25 protein-coding genes are annotated in these 21,785 nt (G+C 40.0%); 17 read left to right on the forward strand and 8 right to left on the reverse strand.

Annotation, left to right across the window (positions count from 1 at the left end; translation table 11 throughout):
* Positions 1–444: 444 nt before the first annotated feature.
* From ppc to ACY8DX_RS08025, 10 genes are all read left to right on the forward strand, one after another.
* A complete protein-coding gene (ppc, locus tag ACY8DX_RS07980; protein ID WP_462406506.1) occupies positions 445–3,195 on the forward strand; it encodes a phosphoenolpyruvate carboxylase in 2,751 nt (916 codons plus the stop codon).
* A 165-nt stretch (positions 3,196–3,360) separates the two neighbouring features.
* The gene (locus ACY8DX_RS07985; RefSeq protein WP_462406507.1) at positions 3,361–4,086 is read left to right on the forward strand and encodes a hypothetical protein; all 726 of its coding nucleotides are present in this window, start codon (positions 3,361–3,363) and stop codon (positions 4,084–4,086) included.
* Positions 4,087–4,431: 345 nt separating this feature from the next.
* Complete coding sequence (locus ACY8DX_RS07990) at positions 4,432–4,908, forward strand: competence protein ComK (RefSeq protein ID WP_462406508.1); 477 nt, start codon at positions 4,432–4,434, stop codon at positions 4,906–4,908.
* Positions 4,909–5,177: 269 nt separating this feature from the next.
* The gene (locus ACY8DX_RS07995) at positions 5,178–5,441 is read left to right on the forward strand and encodes a DUF2187 family protein (protein WP_231589526.1); all 264 of its coding nucleotides are present in this window, start codon (positions 5,178–5,180) and stop codon (positions 5,439–5,441) included.
* A 372-nt stretch (positions 5,442–5,813) separates the two neighbouring features.
* Entirely contained in the window at positions 5,814–6,746 is a 933-nt protein-coding gene (locus ACY8DX_RS08000) for a class I adenylate-forming enzyme family protein (RefSeq protein ID WP_462406509.1), read from the forward strand.
* A complete protein-coding gene (locus ACY8DX_RS08005; protein WP_462406510.1) occupies positions 6,668–7,327 on the forward strand; it encodes a class I adenylate-forming enzyme family protein in 660 nt (219 codons plus the stop codon). Before ACY8DX_RS08000 ends, ACY8DX_RS08005 begins: the two co-directional genes overlap by 79 nt.
* Before the next feature lie 29 nt (positions 7,328–7,356).
* A complete protein-coding gene (locus ACY8DX_RS08010) occupies positions 7,357–8,247 on the forward strand; it encodes a R2-like ligand-binding oxidase (RefSeq protein ID WP_049671342.1) in 891 nt (296 codons plus the stop codon).
* A 139-nt stretch (positions 8,248–8,386) separates the two neighbouring features.
* Positions 8,387–9,151: a beta-ketoacyl-ACP reductase gene (locus ACY8DX_RS08015; protein ID WP_462406511.1), complete on the forward strand. Its 765-nt coding sequence runs from the start codon at positions 8,387–8,389 to the stop codon at positions 9,149–9,151.
* A gap of 12 nt (positions 9,152–9,163) precedes the next feature.
* Complete coding sequence (locus tag ACY8DX_RS08020; protein ID WP_462406512.1) at positions 9,164–9,619, forward strand: MaoC family dehydratase N-terminal domain-containing protein; 456 nt, start codon at positions 9,164–9,166, stop codon at positions 9,617–9,619.
* Entirely contained in the window at positions 9,610–10,014 is a 405-nt protein-coding gene (locus tag ACY8DX_RS08025) for a MaoC/PaaZ C-terminal domain-containing protein (protein WP_462406513.1), read from the forward strand. The genes ACY8DX_RS08020 and ACY8DX_RS08025 overlap by 10 nt, the downstream gene beginning before the upstream one ends.
* A 49-nt stretch (positions 10,015–10,063) precedes the next feature.
* Here the strand turns inward: ACY8DX_RS08025 and ACY8DX_RS08030 are convergent, their stop codons facing one another.
* Together ACY8DX_RS08030 and ACY8DX_RS08035 are read right to left on the reverse strand one after the other, a co-directional pair.
* Positions 10,064–10,420, reverse strand: a complete 357-nt coding sequence (locus ACY8DX_RS08030; protein ID WP_049671338.1) for a helix-turn-helix domain-containing protein — start codon at positions 10,418–10,420, stop codon at positions 10,064–10,066.
* Positions 10,421–10,636: 216 nt separating this feature from the next.
* On the reverse strand, positions 10,637–11,329 hold the full coding sequence (locus ACY8DX_RS08035; RefSeq protein ID WP_049671337.1) for a hypothetical protein: 693 nt from the start codon (positions 11,327–11,329) through the stop codon (positions 10,637–10,639).
* 130 nt (positions 11,330–11,459) lie between these two features.
* Between ACY8DX_RS08035 and ACY8DX_RS08040 the strand changes: the two genes are divergently transcribed.
* Entirely contained in the window at positions 11,460–12,101 is a 642-nt protein-coding gene (locus ACY8DX_RS08040; RefSeq protein WP_462406514.1) for a GNAT family N-acetyltransferase, read from the forward strand.
* Here ACY8DX_RS08040 and ACY8DX_RS08045 read toward each other — a convergent pair.
* The gene (locus ACY8DX_RS08045) at positions 12,061–12,348 is read right to left on the reverse strand and encodes a hypothetical protein (protein WP_156185629.1); all 288 of its coding nucleotides are present in this window, start codon (positions 12,346–12,348) and stop codon (positions 12,061–12,063) included. The genes ACY8DX_RS08040 and ACY8DX_RS08045 overlap by 41 nt on opposite strands.
* Positions 12,349–12,752: 404 nt before the next feature.
* The gene (locus ACY8DX_RS08050) at positions 12,753–13,055 is read right to left on the reverse strand and encodes a hypothetical protein (RefSeq protein WP_462406515.1); all 303 of its coding nucleotides are present in this window, start codon (positions 13,053–13,055) and stop codon (positions 12,753–12,755) included.
* Positions 13,056–13,367: 312 nt separating this feature from the next.
* Between ACY8DX_RS08050 and ACY8DX_RS08055 the strand changes: the two genes are divergently transcribed.
* Complete coding sequence (locus ACY8DX_RS08055) at positions 13,368–13,718, forward strand: hypothetical protein (RefSeq protein ID WP_462406516.1); 351 nt, start codon at positions 13,368–13,370, stop codon at positions 13,716–13,718.
* Positions 13,661–14,569 carry a S1C family serine protease gene (locus tag ACY8DX_RS08060; protein WP_462406517.1) on the forward strand — a complete coding sequence of 303 codons (909 nt, stop codon included), beginning with the start codon at positions 13,661–13,663 and terminating at the stop codon, positions 14,567–14,569. The genes ACY8DX_RS08055 and ACY8DX_RS08060 overlap by 58 nt, the downstream gene beginning before the upstream one ends.
* A 55-nt stretch (positions 14,570–14,624) precedes the next feature.
* On the opposite strand, the gene ACY8DX_RS08065 is transcribed toward ACY8DX_RS08060, so the two are convergent.
* Positions 14,625–14,825, reverse strand: a complete 201-nt coding sequence (locus ACY8DX_RS08065) for a hypothetical protein (RefSeq protein WP_462406518.1) — start codon at positions 14,823–14,825, stop codon at positions 14,625–14,627.
* 368 nt (positions 14,826–15,193) lie between these two features.
* Complete coding sequence (locus tag ACY8DX_RS08070) at positions 15,194–15,976, reverse strand: 3D domain-containing protein (protein WP_462406519.1); 783 nt, start codon at positions 15,974–15,976, stop codon at positions 15,194–15,196.
* Between the two features lie 743 nt (positions 15,977–16,719).
* On the opposite strand from ACY8DX_RS08070, the gene lepB reads away from it, so the two are divergent.
* Positions 16,720–17,238, forward strand: coding sequence for a signal peptidase I (gene lepB, locus ACY8DX_RS08075; RefSeq protein ID WP_082197135.1), 519 nt, complete (start codon positions 16,720–16,722; stop codon positions 17,236–17,238).
* 149 nt (positions 17,239–17,387) lie between these two features.
* On the forward strand, positions 17,388–17,867 hold the full coding sequence (locus ACY8DX_RS08080; protein ID WP_049671328.1) for a DinB family protein: 480 nt from the start codon (positions 17,388–17,390) through the stop codon (positions 17,865–17,867).
* 149 nt (positions 17,868–18,016) lie between these two features.
* Here ACY8DX_RS08080 and ACY8DX_RS08085 read toward each other — a convergent pair whose 3' ends face one another.
* The gene (locus ACY8DX_RS08085) at positions 18,017–18,253 is read right to left on the reverse strand and encodes a hypothetical protein (protein WP_462406520.1); all 237 of its coding nucleotides are present in this window, start codon (positions 18,251–18,253) and stop codon (positions 18,017–18,019) included.
* A 321-nt stretch (positions 18,254–18,574) separates the two neighbouring features.
* Here ACY8DX_RS08085 and ACY8DX_RS08090 point away from each other — a divergent pair, with 321 nt between their 5' ends.
* Positions 18,575–19,126: a phage tail tip lysozyme gene (locus tag ACY8DX_RS08090; protein WP_082197134.1), complete on the forward strand. Its 552-nt coding sequence runs from the start codon at positions 18,575–18,577 to the stop codon at positions 19,124–19,126.
* A 169-nt stretch (positions 19,127–19,295) separates the two neighbouring features.
* Complete coding sequence (locus ACY8DX_RS08095) at positions 19,296–20,519, forward strand: ISL3 family transposase (protein ID WP_462406874.1); 1,224 nt, start codon at positions 19,296–19,298, stop codon at positions 20,517–20,519.
* A 45-nt stretch (positions 20,520–20,564) separates the two neighbouring features.
* On the opposite strand, the gene yfkAB is transcribed toward ACY8DX_RS08095, so the two are convergent.
* On the reverse strand, positions 20,565–21,692 hold the full coding sequence (gene yfkAB, locus ACY8DX_RS08100; protein WP_462406521.1) for a radical SAM/CxCxxxxC motif protein YfkAB: 1,128 nt from the start codon (positions 21,690–21,692) through the stop codon (positions 20,565–20,567).
* Positions 21,693–21,785: the final 93 nt, after the last annotated feature.

The following is a 21,785-nucleotide window of genomic DNA, read 5'->3' on the forward strand; positions in this document are numbered from 1 at the left end:
AATTTGATGTCTCCATTGGCGCTGTTAAGCCTAGTGTATCGTATGATTTCAAAATTCGATACTTACAAATAATTTAAGGGGGGTTAGAAGAGGGGGCTATTTCTGTAGCTAACGGTCGAAAAATCTTGATGAATCAACGTTCTTTTTGAAAAAAATAGCCAAAAAGAGGAGAAAATCCTATCTTTTAAAGGCGTTTTTACCCTTTTTGAAGAGAATTTTCAAGCGGATTGAGCGAAAGCTCTATTGTATCCATACCGATGTGGAATTGGATAGGTGTCGAAAAATTTTCATCTATTTCTTGAAAGAAAGGGTAAAAATTTGTGAGATTACCAAATATTGATTAGAATATAAGAGAGTGTTGGAATTCTTTGTTAGCAATAAGGTTAAATAATAAAGACTGAATATTCAGAACAACACGATCGATTAGCGACGAGGAGGGTTTTGATGGTCACAAAGCAGGATACAAGTTTGCCCCTTCGCAAGGAAGTTAAAATGCTTGGCAATATTCTAGGGGAAATATTAATCTATCAAGGCGGACAAGAACTGTTTGATACAGTTGAACGGATCAGAATCATGTGTAAGTCCCTTCGTCTACATGTAGAGGATGAGACATACCATGATTTAAAGAAAGAAATTGCTTCCTTATCACCATTGATGAGGATGCAGGTTATTCGGGCATTTTCTGTTTATTTTCATTTAATCAATGCAGCGGAACAGAATCATCGAATAAGACGACGCCGTGATTACCAATTAAATTCAGAGGATGAGCAGCCTGGTTCAATTGAACAGGCGATTCAATCCATGAAGGATAAACAAATATCCGGAGAAATTATCCAAGATGTTCTTAAACGTTTGTCATTAGATTTAATTATCACAGCCCACCCGACTGAAGCGACGAAGAGATCGGTTCTTGAGATACAGAAAAGGATATCCAATCTGCTTATTCGTTTAGACAGTCCTCTCTTGACGAATAAGGAAAGAAAGAATATCGAGGAAAGCTTATATAATGAGATTACGACATTATGGCATACAGACGAATTAAGGGATCGAAAGCCGACTGTTATTGATGAGGTTCGTAACGGACTCTATTATTTTGATAAGATCTTTTTTGATGTCCTTCCTGAAATACATCAAGAGGTGGAGGACAGCCTGAAGGCGCATTATGAGGATGATGACTGGAATGTGCCGACATTTCTCCGTTTTGGATCATGGATTGGCGGAGATAGGGATGGCAATCCCTTCGTAACGCCAGAAGTGACATGGGAGACATTGACAAGACAGCGTGGCCTTGTTCTGAGAAAGTATGAAAAAGTATTAATTGAATTAATGAAACGCTTATCGCATTCCAGTGCGAGAGCCCCAATAAGTGAAGCGATTTTGCAATCGGTCGAATACGGCGAGTCAAACTATATAGCAGCAGATAAAAGATGGCCTGTACATAATGAAACCTATCGTCGTATGCTTGCCATTGTAATCGAAAGACTGCGAATGGTTGGTGAAAGCTCTCTGGGATATAAAAGCGCCAATGAACTATTGGACGATTTACAGATGATCAAGGAAAGTATTTATGGTCACCACCCAAAAGCGCATGAATTGAAGCTTCTTCAGAAACTTATCCGTCAGGTTCAATTATTTGGATTCCATCTTGGTACATTGGATATCCGGAATCATAGTGAAGAGCATTCTGCCGCATTAACGGAAATATTGAAGAAGGTTAATGTAGAGAAGAATTATCAGGCTCTTACAGAAGAGCAGAAGCTGGATTTGCTTGAGAACCTGCTGACAGACCCTCGGCCATTATTGCTTGCTCGTGAGGAATACAGCGAGGAAACGAGGGAAATGATTGAGGTATTTGACCTGATCAAGAGAGCACATAAAGAATTTGGTAAGGAATCAATCTGTGTTTATATTGTCAGTATGACCAGATCAGCGAGTGATTTGCTTGAAGTGCTGCTGCTGGCCAAGGAGGCAGGACTATATAGACTCCATGTTGATGGGACAGTTGAGAGCGATTTGAATGTTGCCCCTCTGCTTGAGACGATTGAGGATCTATCCAATGGTTCAGCCATCCTTCAGACATTGCTGCAAATGCCGGTATATCGTGAGCATTTACGCATCTTGAATAACCAGCAGGAAATTATGCTGGGCTATTCAGATGGAAGTAAGGATGGAGGCACATTGACAGCAAATTGGAAGCTGTACAAGGCCCAGATTGAACTGCATGATATAGCGAAGGAATATAGTGTATCAACGAAGTTTTTCCATGGACGCGGCGGTTCACTTGGCAGGGGCGGCGGTCCGCTTAGCCGAAGCTTATTATCACAACCGCTTGAAACGCTTGGGGATGGAGTGAAGATTACCGAACAAGGCGAGGTTCTCTCATCTCGCTACCTCATTAAAGATATAGCTTTCCGCTCACTGGAACAAGCGGCTTCAACCTTGATTGAAACGGCGGCTAATGTGTCGAAACGTTCAGAGCAAGGTCATTTCCGTGATCCATCGTGGGTGAGAGCAATGGAGGAAATTTCGGACATTTCCTATCAGAAGTATCAATCTCTTGTATTCCATGATGAAGGTTTCTTAACTTATTTCAACCAAGCTACTCCTCTAAAGGAAATCGGTGAGCTCAACATCGGTTCAAGGCCAATGGCGAGAAAAAATAGTGACAAGTTTGAGAACTTAAGAGCCATTCCATGGGTGTTTGCCTGGACGCAAAGCAGGCAGCTATTCCCTGCCTGGTATGCAGCCGGATCCGGCTTAATGAGATATGTTGAACAGGCACAGGGAAATATTCATATCTTGAGAGAAATGTATCAGGACTGGCCATTTTTCCGTTCCACGGTAGATAATTTACAAATGGCACTTATGAAGGCAGATTTAAAGACTGCGAAAGAATATGCTGCTTTAACAAGTGATCCGGAGATTGGGACAAGAATCTTTGCTAATATTGTAGAAGAGTACAACCTTACGAAAAGGGTGCTGCTTGATATTACCGGTGATGAGGAACTTCTTGAGCAAACGCCGAATATTAAGGATTCGGTTCACCGCCGAAATCCATATGTTGATCCTCTGAACTTCATACAAGTGCACTTAATCCATGAATTACGGGAAAAGGACGGGAAAGATACGGATTTGCTTATCCAGGTTCTGCACACAATCAATGGAATAGCTGCAGGGCTTCGTAATACGGGTTGATTAATGCAGATATTCAGTAGGAATGCCACTCCCTACTGTGAAAGAGGCGGGGAATCATTATGGTTCTTCGCCTTTTAAGCTGTTTTAAATCGTGCGGGCTAAAGGAATTGGGTAAAGCGGCAAGGATGCAGTCGGTTGAGGAATGAAAAATAAGATGGGGAGTGCATGATGATAGCTAAAAAAACATGGCGGTTACTAGGGCCAATTATTTTAATCAGTTCCGTTGCAGCAGGATGTTCCATTAATGAAACGGATTTAGAAGAAGTAAAAGGTGCTGGCCTTACGTATAGTGAGTATTTCAAATCCTTTGACGGGCTGGACGAGAGGGAAAACATTCATTATTACAAACCTATATCACTTAGCGACGGAGAATCCTCTTTACTAAATGATATAGAAGAGAGGATGAATTCGTTTAATTCCGAAAAGCTGCCCTTCCATGTTGATGAGGAAAAAGCGTATTTGGTGACCTCAAAGGATGAGAAAGGTAAACCCAAGGATGAGGTTCAATTGAGCTATTTCGGAAGCACATCAGAGGAGTTTTTTATCATTTCTGTCACAGAGGTTGATGAGAATCCACTTGAAGGATATGTTTATGCGGATAGCTATGATTCAATAGGAAACCAATTGAAAAAAGAAATCCTAACGGATGATTTCCCGATTTATCAACAGATTGTGACGACGAATAGTGCTTTATTATACTCCTACTATGATTATGATGAAACGAATAATCGTATTGATACTGTTGGGACGGCAGCTAATGAAATGTATGCTTATTATAATAAGTGTATTTATCATATCGGTTATCTCATCGACCAAGAAAAGAATACAGAGGAAATGCAGGAAAAGATGCTTCATTTAGCTCGTGAATATATTTTAGGAAGTCATTTGTAAGCATGCACTGAAGACAACTGAATATTTAAAGCCGACCGCTTTCAAATGGAGCGGTTTTTTTGCTTCTTAACACGCTAATAGTCTATATAGAAGAATCACAAAGAAGTGTTTTAACGATCAGTGTATCTGAATGATAAACAAATCCTCAAGAAAAACAAAAGGGAAAATTTGGAGAATTCAGAAAGTTAGTGTATAATATTGGAAAATGATAGGATAATAGCCTTGCTACTAAAGATGGAGGTGTGGAGGTTGAAATAATACACGAGACTGCAAAAAAACTCCTTTGCTTGCCGAAGAGACAGAATCATTACTCGCTTGACCATTTTTGTAGAGTAGGTGGATAGGATGAATGATTTATTAAATCAATACATAGGGGTTGGGACTCAAGCTTTGTTTCCAGTATTTGAAAACGGGTATCCGCTAACGAAGGTTTATTCCGTTAGCGGCGAATCAATTATACAAATGTCTACCATTCAGTTGATTAAGGAAAGTATTATTCGGTATGGTTCCGATTATGATGGAGCAATGAAGAGCTCGAAACATCATTTGGGTAAAAGCTATGTACTTCCGCTGCAAATCAGTGGTCATTATAAGATTTATATGTTTCCAACAAAAGCTTGCCTTCAAGCGGACTGTGTTTGGATTGCTCTTGATCATTATAAGGGCTGTGAGAAGGTGGACAATCAACATACTCGCATTTATTTATCTCATAATACTTCTATTATTGTTGAATGTAAGGCTACAATCCTCATGCATCGTTTCAATAAAGCCTTAACCTTAAAAAACAAGATTGATAACTTTCTTATAAGCATGAAATCCTGATAGAAGAAACCCGCTGTATTTGGCGGGTTTTTCTTTATAATATCCCAAAATGTGTTACTATATAATTATTCAGAATTTTCTATACATAATAGTACTTTAGGGTATTTTTTAGAAAATAGGAAATAGGACACTGTTTTTTGAAAACTTAATTGATTCTCAATACTAAATGTGATAAATTCTATGTATAAAGTTATAATTTACACTTTTTTAAATATTTATATGGTATAAAAGTCATGTTATCTCAAAGAGTCATTAGGAGGAGAAGAAAAATGGAAAAGGGGCAACCCAATGAAAATTTACTCGCAAATATGGCTAATATTGGTGATGTGGTAGAGTTTAAACGTCGAGATTTAAATATCATTGGAAAGGTATCACTAGTGAAGGAACTATCCTGCATTGTTGATATCGACTTGGATGTAGCAACTTATTTCGGCTATGAGACTCCTAAAACGGTTGTTCGCCATGGTAATTACAAAATTATTTCCAGTCCAGAAAGTGTCTATAGCAGCAAACTTCATGCTGCTGAACTGTAATGTGTAAATCTCCATAACATAGGTAAAATAGGCAAGAGTGTATACATACTGAATAGGGAGAATGATTCAATTATGGATAGTACCTTGATTATGCCCAAAAGAATGAGTTTGGCCATGTCACTCATGCTATCATAATAATAGTTAGACCCCTATTTTTTGCACCCAGTGAAGACTGGGTGTTTTTTTTGTTTATTTACAATAATTGGTAGGAATTCCCGGTGTATTTGGAGAAATAAAACACGAAGCGGGCTTCAGCATCATAGGTATTCGGAGGAGCTCGTGATTGATGTAGGGGGCGACAGTGACAAATAAGCTGGAGAGGGGGAGAGATTCCTAAAGGGAAGACATTCTACTAGGAAAGGGAGAGATAGAATGAGGTTGTCATTTTTGTTGGATCAGAATATTCAAGAGTTTGGCGAGTATCCCTTTTTATACTATGGTGAAAAGAAATTCACAAATGTCGAGACAAGAGCATATGCCAATCAGTTAGCGATAGAGTTACAGCGGTCAGGAATCAAAAAAGGAGACCGTGTGATCGTTATGATGCCGAACAGTCCAGAAGTTCTCATTGCCTATCAAGCGATAACAAGAGCTCAAGCGGTCATTGTTCCAGTACTCTTTACTCTCCACCCGAAGGAAATCGCCTATATAGCTGAGTATTGCAAGGCAGCTAGAATACTTTCATCTTCCTCCATCCAAGGTCAAGTCAATCAGATTGAGAAAGAACTGAGTACAAATATCCCCATTGTCATGATAGAGGATTTGAGTGATCAGACATCCCCCTCGGTCCGAGTAGAGGAGAATGACGGCGTGCATGTGCCAGACTTCAATGATGATGAGGTAGCAGTCATTTTGTATACATCAGGCACCACTGGCAGTCCGAAAGGTGTCATGCTTACTCATAGGAATTTATATAAGAATGCGGTTAACTCCTCCTCTCATGCTAATGTGGAACGCGGGTCCACAATTGGGGCTTTGCCTCTTGCTCATGTATTTGGTCTGACCATTTCACATGCGTGCTATGTGACAGGGAGCTCAATTGTCATCTTTCCCCGTTTTATTCCGAGTGAAATCTTTTCGGCAATTGAGAGATATCAAGTAAAGTCATTTTCAGTCGTTCCAGCCATGATTTATGCCATGATGGCTTCAAATGATGCTGAGCGTTTCAACTTAACTAGCCTGGAATCGGTCAGCTCAGGCTCTGCGCCGCGCCGCTCCCTGTTTCATTGCTGCAAGCCTTTGAGAAGAAATTTGGCGCTTCTGTATATGAAGGGTACGGTTTATCTGAGGCAAGTCCCATTGTAACGGCCCATAAGAAAGGAATACCCATTAAGCCTGGGTCTGTCGGTATTCCGATTCCGGGAGTAGAATTAAAGGTTGTCGATGCGACAGGACAGGAGGTTCCTAGAGGGGTTATTGGCGAAATCGTTTTAAGGGGAGAGCATATCACCCCGGGATATTTTCAGAATGAACGTGAATCAGAGAAGGCAATTGTTCAAGGATGGCTTCATACGGGTGATATTGGCCAGATGGACGATGAGGGGTATCTCTATATCGTTGACCGGAAGAAGGACCTTATTATTAAGAATGGATTTAATATATATCCACGGGATTTAGAAGAGGTTCTCTCAAGACATAAAGCGGTCATTGAAACAGCGGTCATTGGTGTTCCTGATCAACAGTCCGGTGAGGAGGTCATGGCCTGTGTCGTTAAAAAGCCTAATGAAGAGGTTACGGAAGAGGAGCTCATCGCTTATTGTGCAGAACAGATAGCTAAGAATAAGCTTCCAAAGCATATTGTATTTCTCTCGGAGCTTCCGCGTAATGGTGTCGGAAAGGTATTGAAGGCAAGTTTACGTAAATCGATTGCGGAGGGAAAAGTCTAATTGAATAAGCATGAAGGAGTGAGTACGCTATGCGTAAGACAATCACGGCGACGCCCAGGGGGTTAATGGTTGATTCCTTCCCTTATCGCCTTTATCAAAAAGCCAAAAAAGTTGGTACGTGGAATCCGGCAGAAATTGACTTCACACAGGATGCGAAGGATTGGCAGGCGGCAACCGACACTCAAAGGCAGAGTATATTACGCCTTCTCTCCCAGTTTCAGGCTGGAGAGGAAGCGGTTACACTTGATTTGCTTCCTTTAATCATGGCGATTGCAAAGGAGGGACGGATAGAAGAGGAGATGTTCTTGACAACCTTCCTGTTTGAAGAGGCGAAGCATACAGAATTTTTTCGAACGGTACTGGATGCGATTGGCGAAAAAGGTGAATTGAATCTGCTTTTAAGTGACTCCTACAAGCAGGTTTTCCATGTGATTCTTCCTGAAACGATGGACCGTTTGATTACAGATCAGTCTCCTGAAGCCATCGCAGATGCTTCGACGGTATACAATATGTTTGTGGAAGGTGTATTAGCTGAAACGGGCTATTTTTCCTTCTATAAATCGTTGGAGGAGTCAGGGATTATGCCTGGTTTGCTGGAGGGCATCGGGCATTTGAAGAGAGATGAGTCTAGGCATATTGGCTATGGAACCTTCCTTTTACAAAGATTGATTTGTGAGCATCCACATCTTTTAGATGAGGTTATTTTGAAGAGAATGGCTGAAATGACTCCTTTAGCCCTTCAAATTGTTGAAGAAGGATTTGATGATGCAGATATGGAAGCCTTTGGTGCAGAGCCAGAGGAAGTCATGAATTTTGCCATGAAGCAATTGCAGGTTAGAATGGATATCCTGCAGCGAGCTAAAGGAAAACAGCTGAATGAAATCTATGCGGCAAGTAATCATGACCTGAGCCTGATTTAAGGTCTCATTGGATGAGCGTCTATTAATCTTTCAGCCTGCATTCCCTTTTAAATAGCTATATTCTCGAAGAAGAAGGAGAATTGAAGCTTTTTGGCGAAAATAGTAAGCGATTACATTTTTGGGATGGAGGCATTTTTTGATGAGTGAGAGATTTATCGGAAGAACAGCGGTCATTACAGGAGGCAGCAGGGGAATCGGCAAGGCAATTGCTGAGCAGCTGGCATCAGAAAAGGCTGCAGTGGCAGTGCTGGATATTAATGAAGATGCGTTAAAGGCATGTGAAGAGGATTTTAAGTCAAAAGGGTATGATATTATCGTGAAAAAAGCAGACGTCACTTTATCTGCTGAGGTTAATAAAGCAGTCGAGGAAATCGCCGAGCAGTTTGGACAGATTGATATTTTGGTCAATAATGCGGGTGTCATTCGTGATAATCTGCTTTTCAAAATGGAGGATGCTGATTGGGATATGGTCATGAATGTGCATTTAAAGGGCTCCTTTAATATGACGCGAGCGGTTCAATCCCATATGGTAAAGCAGAAATACGGAAGAATCATCAATATTTCCTCTACATCAGCGTTAGGAAACCGTGGACAAGTCAACTATTCAGCTGCAAAAGCAGGACTGCAAGGCTTTACGAAGACATTGGCCATTGAGTTGGGCCGATATGGGATTACAGCTAATTCCGTGGCTCCTGGTTTTATTGAAACCGATATGACAAAAGCCACAGCAGAAAGGATAGGCATAACCTTTGAGCAATTAATCGAAGCAAGCGTATCCGCCATCCCAGTAGGGAGGAGCGGGAAACCAGAGGATATTGCCAATGCTGTAGCCTTCTTTGCGGATGAGAAGTCATCCTTTGTAAGCGGACAGGTGCTCTATGTGGCTGGAGGACCCAAAAATTAAGGAGGAAGCTCTATGTTTGAGACGGCAATAGGGAAACAATCAAAACGGGTTAAAAATATCGTGGATCGAAATCGGGTTAAGCTATTCGCCCATGCTATCGGTGATGAGGCATCGATTTATTTGGATGAGTCAGTGGGGGAAGCTTCGCGATATGGCGGTAACATTGCCCCGCCTACATACCCAAGGGTGTTTGATTATGGACAGATTGATGGGTTGAAGCTTCCTTCAAAGGGATTAATTCATGGAGAGCAAATTTATCATTATGAACGTCCGCTTCTTGTCGGGGAAGAGGTATACTGCTATGCGAGAGTCGCAGATTACAAGGAGAGGCAAGGACAGAACGGCAGAATGGGCATTATGCGTATCGAAAACAACGGAGAAGATGCCAATGGACAATCGATCTTTTCTTCAACGGTTGTCATTATCATAAACGAAGCGGCTATAAAGGGGATGAATGAATGTATATGATGGAACGGCTGCAGGCTGGTGAAGGAATTGAACCTATCCAGTTATCTCCGGTAACACCAGAGATTTTGATAGAGTATGCAGAGGCGTCTGGAGATCATAATCCGATTCACCTTGATGAGAAAGAGGCAAAGCAGCTTGGGCTCCCTGGCATCATTGCCCATGGCATGTGGACGATGGGCAATTTAGCGAAACTGTTTACACCTTATTATGAGGAAGGTTTTTTACAGGATTATCAAATTCGGTTCAGGGGAATGGTGTTTTTGGGAGACATCATCACCTTGCAGGCAGAGCTTATGTCAAAGAATGATCGGCTGTTAACATTCCAAGTATCTGCGGTCAATCAACATGGCATTGATGTACTAAAAGGAAAAGCTGTCTTTAAATTATTCCATTAAACAAGGAGAAAGAGGAACCGGTGTTTATACTGGATCCTCTTTCTCCTTTCTACCGATAGAACAAGCCCAAGGAAATATCTAGCAGACGCTGTTTTTCATCCTCGGTCAATGTCCTGCCATAAAGAATGACTTCATTATCATGGAATAATTGATGTAAATCATAGGCCCCTTTTGGGTGGATATGTGTTGCTGACTCACGTAAATCTGAATTTCCCAGCAAATAATCCACAGAGACTTCAAAATAATGAGCCAATTGTAAGATACCTTCAATACTTGGTTCGCGTGTCTCTCTTTCATAAGAGCCTAGAGTGGACTGGGCTACCCCAATGATCGATCCCAGCTCTTCTTGTGATAATCGTCTTTCTTTTCGCAATTCTTTTAATCTAGATCCAAAAGAAGATGTCATCGCAGCTCCCCACCTTTTTACGGAACGTATTGTATACTATTATTATAGGACAAAAGAGCTAAATGAGCGAGTGATAGGGTGTAAAAAGAATCTAATTATTACAAATTTAAATGATTATAAGATAGAGTCTTAAGGTCTATACTTTTAGTCATTTAGTCATTGGCAGGATATTAGGGTATAGCCGTAATCCTTGGCAAATATGATTTGTATAGGTGCTTATATCCCTTCAGTATTATAGACTTTTTTGGAGTCTAAATTGACCCCATACCAGCCCTGAGTAGCCATATGCTGAGATTCTCCATCATCAATGACTTCATAAACATGAATACAAATATCGCTGCTGCCCGGCACATTGCCTTCTATATCAAAGTGGATATTCGAATCATTCGTATAACCGACATACTCTTTAACGAGTTTAATGGCTTCTGTGGATTCTTTAGAAGTGGAGGTGTCTGACTGCTCATCTGACTCTGTATCAGCTGTTTCTTCAGTCGACGGCTCTGAAGAGGAATCCTCTGTGCTGTTTGAAGCTTCGATAGATTGATCATCCTTATTCGTTTCGGCTTTATTCGTTTCAGTCTCATTTGTTTCGGCCTTATTTGTTTCAGTCTCATCGTTAACTTCTGCTTCAGCCGTATCCTCTGTGTTCTCGTTTGAATCGGCATTTTGTAGTTGTTCTTCTAAATCTGTGATGGTTTCCTCAGCTTTTTTAATTTCCTTCTGTTGGTTCTCGTTTTCCTTCTTTTGTTCCGCTAAGGACTTTTTTAAACTTTCGATTTGTTTTGTCTTTTGTTCCAGTTCATTGATATGGCCGCGATGTGGCAGCAGATAACCTATCATTGTACCAAATAATAAAAATGTGATACCCATTACGAGCAGGGCAATGGTTCTTCTTTTTTTTCTATTCACGTAAATCCTCCCTCATAATATGTATAGGTCTATTATAGCTGATAAAATTTTTCTAATATAGTTTAAACCTAAACAAAATAGTGAAAAAATACGATAATTCATAAAAAGTGAAATAAAAAGGTGATTGATCATGCAGGTTTATTTACAAACGGAGAGAACGGTGATGAGGGAGATTGTGTTAAAGGATGCAGATGAACTGCTGGCCATTTGTCGACAGCCTTCTATTCTTAAATGGCTTCCTCAATGGAATGTTAGCTTGACTCAATTGCGGAATTGGATTAGGAAGGTGAATGCAAATCCATTCCAAGAGGGGACAGGGACTGGAAGAATGGTGCAGGTCATTTGTTTAAAAAACGAGGGAACCATGATAGGACTGTTGGCAGCAGAGAGGAAACCAGATGTAGATAACCAGCTGGAGATTGGGTATTTTCTTGTGGAGGAATATAGGGGAAATGGGATTATGACGGAAGTACTCGAGGCTTGGATTTCATGGATGAGGGAAAGGTATTGGCAAGGCTCTTTCATCGCTCTTGCCAACCCGGATAATGAAGCTTCTCAAAGGCTTCTTCACCGGATTGGTTTTTGCCGAGTTTCAACCATAGCAGTGAATAGGGAATATGATGGGAGGGTGGTTTATGATTGTTTTCAGCTAATGCTCGGACGGTCCTTAAAAAAGCTAACGCAAAAAGCCAGGGGCATCAAGTATGAACCTGGCTTACGAGTATCTTATATTATTTATTTTCGGCTGCCGTCATCGGAATCGCTTTCATAAATAAACCGGATATAAGCAGCAGCAGGCTCCCAGCCATAATCGTCGTATGGAAGACCAGGATGCTTGAAGAACCAGCTTCACCGATTAAGGAATAGGATACGCGGAAAAGTACACGGTAGAAGAAAAGCATGAACAGGAAAATACCGACAGAGTATAGTATTCTGTCCATCCGTTGATTAGAAGTGGTAAGGAAGCAGAGGGCAATCACAAATACAGCTAAAGCAAACGCAAGAGTTACATACATCATATATTCCTCCTTCGCAAGTCCTTTTACATAATTTTACTATATCGGATAATTTAATGAAAGGTAATTTTCACTAAATTGTTATAAATATTTATTTTAATCCATTGACATGAAGTTTATTTTATGATTTTTACATTTCTTTTCCTCACAAGGGGATTGACGTTTAGACAGAGGATTTAAGAATCTTTGTTTGCTGCTGCAGCTTTAGTGTTTGTCTCGGAACCAATGTCAGCATTGCCTTTAATACTGATCTCAAAAACAAAAAGACTGCAGACTTATTTATCCTAATTGGATGTTGTCTGCAGTCTAAGAATCCTCATGGTTAATAAGAGGACTTATGGAGTCCCTATACTGCGCTTAGCATTCATCTCTATGATGAAGACATGATTGGTAAGCGCAGCGTCCAATCATGACATAACGGGTACTCGGATGGAACGAATCACATTATTTATATATTTTCTGCGTTTGTAAATAAAAGATTTTAACTCTTCGATGGTTAAAGGTGTTTCAGCTACATCACAGTAATTGGGCCCTTTTCCGTGAGTTGTCCATTTCTGTGCATCCTCATAAAACATTAATGTCCACTGTCCGCCTCTAATATGGTCCTCAAAGACGAAATAAAATTTGTTACCTACTTCATCCAAAGAAGAGATTGACTTAAAGTTTTCTAAGAAGTGATCAACATCTTTTTTGTACACTATGACTTTCATCCAATATCCCTCCAATTAAGTAATGAGTCTACTCATTTCATCTTTTCTTATTTAATTATATAGATTTATCAAATTTTTCTCCATAGCAATATAATTGAAGTTTCTTCCTCGTCTTCTTTTCCTACCAATGAACCAAGACAAACGGTTTATATTGAAAGGAGACAGGGGAAAGGGGAGACCATTTAAAAAGAGAAATTATGATGGATGATAAGGAAAAAATCGTGTTTTTTATTTTTGGTGCTTCATCTTTCCTCTTTTCTAACGAAATAAAGAATAGGTAGTTCTTTTGTTGCTTGAAAAGGGGGTGGCTTGGTGGAATGTAGAATTTGCGGCAGGAATATGAAGGCGAGGGGACATTATTGCTATGATTGCGGAAGAAAAAAGAAAAGGAAACGCTCCAACTTTATTGCAATAATCCAAATCTTTTCGCTCTTCTTGCTTTCATTTACTCTCTTTCATTTATTCTCGAACCGACCAGAAAAGACAGTGATAGGAACAACTCCACAAGTATCCATAGAAAAGCCGGAAATGGCAGAGATAAAACGGGAAGAGGAAGAATACCTTGATGATGAAGAGCATTTATCAGGTGAGACAGAAGAGAAGAGGTGCCGGCACCAAAAAGAGAGGATATTTCAGCAGTCTCAAAGCCGCCTGATGAAATAACGGATGATGTGCAGAGAGATCTATCTGCTCTAATTCAAGATTCACACCAAAAGGTATATACGATTTACACGGATCAAAATCAAGGTTCTGGATTTTTGATCAATGACCAAGGTGATGTACTGACAAATGCGCATGTAGTAGAGGGATTTTTTACGATTACAGCTGTTGATTCCTCTAATCAAGCCTTTGTAGGCAATGTTATCGGCTATTCCAATGAGACAGATATTGCTGTTATCCGTTTTCCAGCATTAAGCGGACAGGTATCACTTAGGCTGGATAAACAAAATAAGTATGGAATTGGTGTAGATGTGTTAGCTTTAGGAAGTCCTAATGGGCAGGCAGGAGCCGCAACATTAGGGCAAATATCCGGTATTGAACGGAGCTTTTACATTGGTGAAAGAATATATGAGAATCTATATCAAATGACAGCAAAGATTGGTCAAGGATCAAGCGGCGGACCCTTGTTATCCATTCAAAGCGGTGAGGTCATCGGCATAAACTCCGCAAGGTCTTTGGAGGATGATTCAGTTGGATTTACAATTCCTATGACAGATGTATATCCGCTCATAGAGAGATGGATTGCGTCGCCTCTTTCTGCAGATGATGTTATGGCTTTATTCTATAATGAACATGGGAAGCTTTATTATGAAGAAGAGCAGGAAGACGTGAAAGAGAAAGAATGGTATTTTGATGGTGGAGAAAAAACAGATGATGAAAAATCCTATTATGAAATTCCGGAAGAATGGTATTTGGAAGAAGAGTTGACGGACCAAGAGACAACTGATAACCCTAAAGAGGGTACTGGACGGTCAGCAGATAATGAAGAAACACTTTCACTGGATGAGGAATAAAGGTATTTTGGGAAGTAAGGCCAAACAGGTTGGTTTGGCCTTTTGGTTCCTTCCGTTAATCATTGATTTTTCCAGTGCCGCCGCATTCTGGGCAATCCTTTACAGCTGGATATAGACGTATTGCGCGGTTAAAAGCATCCTCATATGAAAAATGACTCACTTCTGTCAGGCGGATAATCTCTCTGTCCAATTTCTCATATTGTTCATGCTGTTCATCATAGATCTTCCCATTAAAACAATCTCTGCAATTCCCCAATATCCCAAGCCTCCCAATTTCTATTTATATCCATTGTATCGAATGGACGATTTGGGGGCAAAGAGACAGCTTATTGAATATATTTAAAGGATATTTTAGCAAGATTTAAATAAACTGGCCTAAAGTTTGAAAGATATTATGAATAAAATAGATTCATGATATGCGCTTTACATAAAGGGGCATTCAATATATCAACCAGCAGTAGAAAGAAATGGCTGGGTCAGTCAATAGAAGATGTAAAAAGGAAAGTAACCGGAATAATCGGTGTGGAAGATGTTAAAGGTGATATCTTTATTCTCGATTTTGAAGAAAAAAACACCTCTCAAGAACTGGATGTAAACTCGAGAGGTGTCTAGGGTGGTTAATGTTTAGTTTAAAACTTGTACTTCAACTGTTTTGCGTCCCCATTGCATGGCTTGATCATGTGATGGGATGAATACATCAATTTTGTTGCCTTTGATAGCGCCGCCTGTATCAGCTGCAGTCGCATATCCATAGCCTTCAACATAGACTTTAGAGCCTAATGGAATGACACTTGGGTCAACAGCGATAACTTTTGCATCTGGATTTGCTTTCAGGTTAACACCAGTGGCGGTGGTACCTGAACATCCGTTACAGTTTGCCGTATAGGCTGTTGCTGATACTGTAATGGTTTTTCCGGCATTTTCCTTCTTAGTAGTAGAAGTCTTTTGAACAGGTGTTGTCTTTTTGGTTGTTGTTTGAGTAGTTTGTTTAGTCTGCTTAGCCTTTGCTGGTTGTGCTGTGTTTGCGCTGGCTGCTTGACCATCACCTGCTAGTTTAAGAACCTGTCCTGGGTGTATAACATCAGATTTTAATTGATTCCAAGAACGCAGTTCATTGATTGATACATTCTTAGTATTGGAGATTTTCCATAAGCTATCTCCTTTTTTTACTTTATAAGTTGGTGTGTCTGCTTCTTTTTTGACCACCAATCTAGTATTTTCGATGATTGTATCTGAATCGAGATCATTCAGTCTTTTTATATTTTCTACTGATGTGTCGTATTTTTGAGATATTCCCCAGAGAGTATCTCCTTTTTGTACTTTAATTTCTTGAGCGGATGTTTTTTGCCCACTCATAGCAACGGTGATGGAAGCTACCGCTACAAACGATAATAACGTTTTCTTCATGTAGTTTTAACCTCCTAAAATTGTTTGTATCAGCTAACATTGACAATCTTAACAGGTTTCTCCAAAAGAAGTAATAACGAGGAGATGATAAATACGTTACCGATATAACGCGATTATGTCAGGAATATGTCTATTTGTCAGAAAATTCAAATAATAAGGGGCAATAAAAGAGGGGGATGGACTGGTACTATTACCTTTTTCTTTACTTGGCAAATACTGATATTTTGTCATAATTGTAACACAAATAACCATTTGTTGTTTAAAATGGTAAATATTTCAAGTGTTTTTTTAGAGAGAAAAAGGCAAAAATATTAAAAAAGAGGTTTAAAAATTGAAATATCTGGTAATGAATTGGGTGAAAATGTCAATTGTATTTACCGTAAGGTCGTTTTCTTGAGCAGAAAAAGCGAAAAGGATGATTGGAGAATGTCGGTCAAATGACCAGAGGTATTCTATAGAAGGAATCAATCATTTTCGATTTTCAACTTAGAGAATTACATATTTATAGTATAAACTAAATTCTGACAAAAATTAAGCCTTTTTTGAAAAAGTTGTAGAAATTTTCCCTTCATATTTATATATCAGTTTATATATTTATAGAAGAAACTCGATATATCGCTTTTTGGCCATCTTTGTTGCGGGGATTAGTTTATGTCTGTTCTTAGAATTCGACAAACAAAGATACAGAGATAAATTAAAATAAAGGTGAACAGAAGAACGGCTGGAAAGGGGATGAGGATTAAATCGAGAAAAATCAAAGTCTGTTTGCTGGTGCTTGGAGCTGGATTAAGACACTGACTGTTGCCATTCTTCTGATACTGATCGTACGGACATATATTTTGACGCCTTATAAAGTGGATGGACTTTCTATGGAGCCTACTTTGCACCATCAGGAGAGAATTCTTGTAACACCCAGTATAGGAGATGCTGCCTTTAGCCGCGGAGAGATTGTTGTGATAAAAGGAAATGGCTATGAACGATATGTAAAGAGAGTGATTGGGCTGCCAGGTGACAAGGTTGAAGTGAAAGAGGATGAATTATATATCAATGATGAGAAATGGAAGGAAGCATACCTCAACGAAACTGGTACGGGGGATCTTTCTCCTATACTTGTACCAGAGCAGAGTTACTTTGTAATGGGAGATAATCGGATGGTGAGTATGGATAGCAGGAATGGGCTTGGATTTATTCACGAAGATCGGATTATTGGGAAAGGAAAAGTTGTTTTCTATCCTTTTCGAAATATGCGGGTCATTCAGTAAAAACATTGTTTTCGAAGGTGGATGGGTGGATAATACCGAGTTTCTTCTATATAAATAGTTCACAGCGGATAATTAATCATAAAGTCTGAAGGGAAATGCATTCTTTCGGAGAATCATAAATACTATTAAGAGCTTTGGAGGGATGAAGTATGCTAAAAAGGCATGAAGTTCTGATTAAGCAGCTAGCTGATTATCGGCATGAGTTTTTGGAAGCGGTTTCGGTCATTGGGGAAGAGGAGGCGGATGTTATTCCTGAGGGGTATCAGGATAATATCCGTTGGCATATGGGACATGTATATGTGAATCAATATTTATGGATCCAGCATTTAACGAAGGAAGAGATTGTCATGCCAAGGAATTTCATTAAATGGTTTGGATTTGGTACAAGTCCTCTGGATTGGGAAGAAGAGATTCCAAGCTTGGATTATTTAAAAAGACTGCTTGCCATTCAGCCGTTTATGATTCGTGATTTATATGGGGAGCGGCTGGAGGAACAATATCCTACTACTGAATCAGGTATCCACACAATTGCTCAAGTGTTGGTCAGGACCATCCATCATGAAGGAATTCATTTAGGAAACATTCAAGCGATTAAGAGGGCCATTTCTGCTAGTAAAGTATATGATTAGAATTCAGACTGGGACTATTTCAGGGCACGAATGATGTGGTTTGTTACTATTCTGTCATAATTCACTTATTGAACGATTGATTTTGTCTTGTAATTGTCATAGTGATGAAAAAAAGCATCTGCCTGCATGGATTATGCAGGCAGATGCTTTTATTTATGAGACTCCTTTTTCTCTTCATTATAGTCCTCCAAGCGGACCTCTTCTTTGTAGGCGATTTTGTGCTTTGTGTCGTTGATTGGGTCTGTCTGTTTTTTGTCTGTGGAGCCTGTCATCGCTGAATCAAAGGGAGTATATTGATTGTTTGGTACTTTATGATTCCTTTTCATTTTAAAGAAAGAATAGCCGATAAAGACAGCGAGCAGTAGAATGACGATAAATTCCATCATGACAAATCACCTCTTCATAAGTACTTCTTTTCATATAATCCCCTTAACATTCTGTAACTAAACGGATGGATTTAGTAGAATGAATGGCACGAATGGGAGTAAATGGGTATGTGAATAGAGTTTTTTAGAGATAATCTCTTGTTTTATCCACAAGTATATTTATATTTATATACTTTTATTACATAAAGGTTACATTGAATACATCAGTCTTACAATAACGTTATAATCTGATGAATTGATTTATTTCTCACTCATGATTTTGGTATAGTACAAGAGTAGCAAGCAAGACGTTTAAAAAAACGCGAACAAAAAGGAGTATCTATGAAAAACAATCAAAGAAAAAGACTGACTAAACTGTTCATCATTTCGATGTTTGTTGTTGCTCTTGTCCTAAGTACAGCTTTACCAGGAAAAACAAATACAGTAGAAGCAGCAGGCTTCAAGTATTCAAGTAAAGTGCCACTATCAAAAGCCAACCAGAAATATTTATATGATCTTTGTGTAAAAAGAGGATTGAACTACAAACATACTTTAGCTGTCATCAAGCATGAGAGCAATTTCAAAGCAAAGGCTAAAGGCGGTTCAAACTATGGTTTGTTCCAAATCAATAAAGTGAATCATAAGAACCTAGCAAAAGTGACCAAAACAAAGAATAGCCCATATAATGTAAAGGTAAATATGAACTGGGGTACATACATGCTTTCCAACCTTCAAAAAAAGTATGCAAAAAAAGGCTACAAAGGAACAGCCCTTCGTGAAGCCGTTTTAAGTGCTTATAATAAAGGGGAAGGCGGATTTGCCAAATATGGTAAAGCGACAGCTTATATTAAGCGTCATAATCAAGCTTATAAAGTCGTAAACTCTTGGTTATAAGATCAGAAAAGCGTTCAACCTGTAATGGTTGAACGCTTTTTTTGGCCAAATTATAAAGGTTCTATACTAAATGTTGGGGTGTCCACAAAAAATGGACATAAAAAAAGAGCACACATGCTCCACTTTTCTTATACTTGAATTGTCGAGAAACAAGTCGAAAAGGAGATGTGTGCTCTTGAATTTTAACATAACATTGCCAGGTTTAGAAGACGTTAAGGTGATAAAGTCCAAGGTAAATGATCATGGTGTTTTTGAAATGACCGTGGAGATGCCCCTGACCCCGCATATTTGTCCAAGATGCGGCGAGAAAACAGGGAAGGTTCATGATTATCGCATCCAGTCCGTTCGACATCTGAAAATGGCGGAACGACCAACGATTCTCCAGTATCGTAAACGCCGGTATGCCTGTCAATGCGGGAAAAGGTTTGCCGAACAGAATCCGTTTGTCGATCGGTATCAACGCTTCTCAAAAGAATGGAACCAACAAGTACAAATACGAGCCATCAAAGCGAAGACATTCAAGGAAATCGCCGCTCAATACCACACATCCGTCAGTACCATCATCCGGCGGTTTGATGCCATTGTCCCGTCCTCCATGAAGGGGAAGTCAGCCTTACCAGAAGTGATTGCCATTGATGAATTCAAGGGGAATACAGGCAAGGAAAAGTACCAGCTCATCATCGCAAATGCCGAGACTCGCGAGCCAATTGACATCCTACCAAACCGGCGAAAGGACACCATCAAGGACTATTTGCGCCAATACGGCGCGAAGGTGAAAGTGGTGGTCATGGACATGAGCCAGGCCTTTAAAGCGGCGGTTCAACAGGCGTTGGATCGTCCCATCATTGTGGCGGATAGCTTTCACTTTGTGCGATATATGAATTGGGCGCTGGATCGGGTTCGAGTGAGGGAACAGGCCAGGTGGCATGAATATGACCGAAAGAAATGCAAGAAAGCCCGCTATATCTTTCATAAAGCTGCTCATAAATTAACGGAGAAAGACCAATGGCTTCTTCAGCGATACTTCAGCTTTTCCCCTGAGCTCCAGAAAGCGTATGAGCTCAAGGAAGCCTTTTATACTTGGTTTTATAAGGCAAAAGAAAATGGAGAAAATGGGATTGTGGAGACGCAGAAAGAACTTCGCAAGTTCTATCAGAAGGTAGAAGAGAGTGGCATTCCTGAATTGAGCAAGACAGTCCAAACGTATCGAAACTGGGAAAGAGAAATCTTAAATCGCTTCGAGTTCAATTACTCGAATGGGTTTGTGGAAGGCTTAAACAATTTGACAAAGGTCATGAAACGGAATGGATTTGGCTATCGGAATTTCACCCGATTCCGCGCGAGAATCCTTCTCCATCATCAATATAAAAACATCGGCGATTCATTAGGATAAGGGATAGAGCAAAAAGACTCTACCCCAACACTTGAAAAAGAACCATTATAAATAAGATTTGCGAGTTTGAAAGTCTTCCTTCGGATAATACGCATTTTTGACCAAAACATTAGGACCTAAGCATTTTACAGCTGGACAATGGCAATTCAAAGAGCGGGCAAGCTCCGTATCCATCCATTTCTGATAAATCTCAGGTAAAGAATGTTCAAGGATATTCCCAAGAGCAGGGGCATCACCGAAGTCGGTCACGATTACCTCGCCGCTAAAGATATTAACGTTCAAACGGGAACGTCCATCAGGATCATTTCGAATGGTCACGTTCTTGCTCGCATATAATCGCTCTAATAAGAGGAGATCCTCTTGATTGCTGCTGCATGGATAAAACGGCAATGTACCAAAGAGCATCCAAACCTCTTCTTTCCTGCAATCGAGCAAATGGTGAATGGCTTTTCGGATTTCATTTAGGGACAGGGATTCAAGTGCAGAAGCGAAATCACTCGGATACATTGGATGAATTTCATGTCTTCTGCAGCCCATTTCTTCGGTTATTTGTTTATGTATCTTCTCTAAGTAGGGAAGCGTCCTTTTATTGAGCATCGTTTCAGCAGAGACGAGTACACCAGCTTTATTCAATTGAATCGAATTCGTAATGATATTTTGAAAAAGGGCTTCTCGTTGTTTATAGGTGGGTTTTCGCTCCATCATGGCAAAGCCGCCTTCTACAAATTCATCGATGGTTCCCCAATTGTGGGAGATGTGTAATACATCCAAATAGGGGATGATGGATTCATATCGTTCAAGCGGCAGTGTGAGGTTTGAGTTGATTTGTGTACGGACACCTCGCTCGGCTGCATATTTCAGCAACGGAACAACATAGTTCTCAACACTTTTCTTGGCAAGCATCGGCTCACCGCCCGTAATACTGATTGACCGTAGATGAGGAATTTCCTCAAGTCTTTGAATTAGTCGTTCCAGCGGAATAGCATTCGGGTCTTTCGGCTGCAGGGTGTAGCCGACTGCACAATGCTCACAGCGCATATTGCAAAGGGTTGTTGTAGTGAACTCTATATTAGAAAGAGTCATTTTGCCATATTGTGATACGTCCATATAGGCTTCCCACGGGTCAAAATCTGGACTGATTGCCGCTTGAGCCTCTTTGTTAACACTAATCATGATCGATCTCCTCAAGGTTAATTTTCATACCCCATATTATGGTCACTTTGGATAAATTATGTCAATTAAACAAAACTGAATAGAATAGCCAAA

The organism is Gracilibacillus sp. Marseille-QA3620 (assembly GCF_054950035.1).

Excerpts from the sequence above, each read along its gene's own strand:
- ppc (WP_462406506.1), top strand. The coding sequence starts at position 445 with ATGGTCACAAAGCAGGATACAAGTTTGCCCCTTCGCAAGGAAGTTAAA.
- ACY8DX_RS07985 (WP_462406507.1), top strand. The coding sequence starts at position 3,361 with ATGATGATAGCTAAAAAAACATGGCGGTTACTAGGGCCAATTATTTTA.
- ACY8DX_RS07990 (WP_462406508.1), top strand. The coding sequence starts at position 4,432 with ATGAATGATTTATTAAATCAATACATAGGGGTTGGGACTCAAGCTTTG.
- ACY8DX_RS07995 (WP_231589526.1), top strand. The coding sequence starts at position 5,178 with ATGGAAAAGGGGCAACCCAATGAAAATTTACTCGCAAATATGGCTAAT.
- ACY8DX_RS08000 (WP_462406509.1), top strand. The coding sequence starts at position 5,814 with ATGAGGTTGTCATTTTTGTTGGATCAGAATATTCAAGAGTTTGGCGAG.
- ACY8DX_RS08010 (WP_049671342.1), top strand. The coding sequence starts at position 7,357 with ATGCGTAAGACAATCACGGCGACGCCCAGGGGGTTAATGGTTGATTCC.
- ACY8DX_RS08015 (WP_462406511.1), top strand. The coding sequence starts at position 8,387 with ATGAGTGAGAGATTTATCGGAAGAACAGCGGTCATTACAGGAGGCAGC.
- ACY8DX_RS08020 (WP_462406512.1), top strand. The coding sequence starts at position 9,164 with ATGTTTGAGACGGCAATAGGGAAACAATCAAAACGGGTTAAAAATATC.
- ACY8DX_RS08025 (WP_462406513.1), top strand. The coding sequence starts at position 9,610 with ATGTATATGATGGAACGGCTGCAGGCTGGTGAAGGAATTGAACCTATC.
- ACY8DX_RS08030 (WP_049671338.1), bottom strand. The coding sequence starts at position 10,420 with ATGACATCTTCTTTTGGATCTAGATTAAAAGAATTGCGAAAAGAAAGA.
- ACY8DX_RS08040 (WP_462406514.1), top strand. The coding sequence starts at position 11,460 with ATGCAGGTTTATTTACAAACGGAGAGAACGGTGATGAGGGAGATTGTG.
- ACY8DX_RS08045 (WP_156185629.1), bottom strand. The coding sequence starts at position 12,348 with ATGATGTATGTAACTCTTGCGTTTGCTTTAGCTGTATTTGTGATTGCC.
- ACY8DX_RS08050 (WP_462406515.1), bottom strand. The coding sequence starts at position 13,055 with ATGAAAGTCATAGTGTACAAAAAAGATGTTGATCACTTCTTAGAAAAC.
- ACY8DX_RS08070 (WP_462406519.1), bottom strand. The coding sequence starts at position 15,976 with ATGAAGAAAACGTTATTATCGTTTGTAGCGGTAGCTTCCATCACCGTT.
- ACY8DX_RS08080 (WP_049671328.1), top strand. The coding sequence starts at position 17,388 with ATGCTAAAAAGGCATGAAGTTCTGATTAAGCAGCTAGCTGATTATCGG.
- ACY8DX_RS08085 (WP_462406520.1), bottom strand. The coding sequence starts at position 18,253 with ATGATGGAATTTATCGTCATTCTACTGCTCGCTGTCTTTATCGGCTAT.
- ACY8DX_RS08090 (WP_082197134.1), top strand. The coding sequence starts at position 18,575 with ATGAAAAACAATCAAAGAAAAAGACTGACTAAACTGTTCATCATTTCG.
- yfkAB (WP_462406521.1), bottom strand. The coding sequence starts at position 21,692 with ATGATTAGTGTTAACAAAGAGGCTCAAGCGGCAATCAGTCCAGATTTT.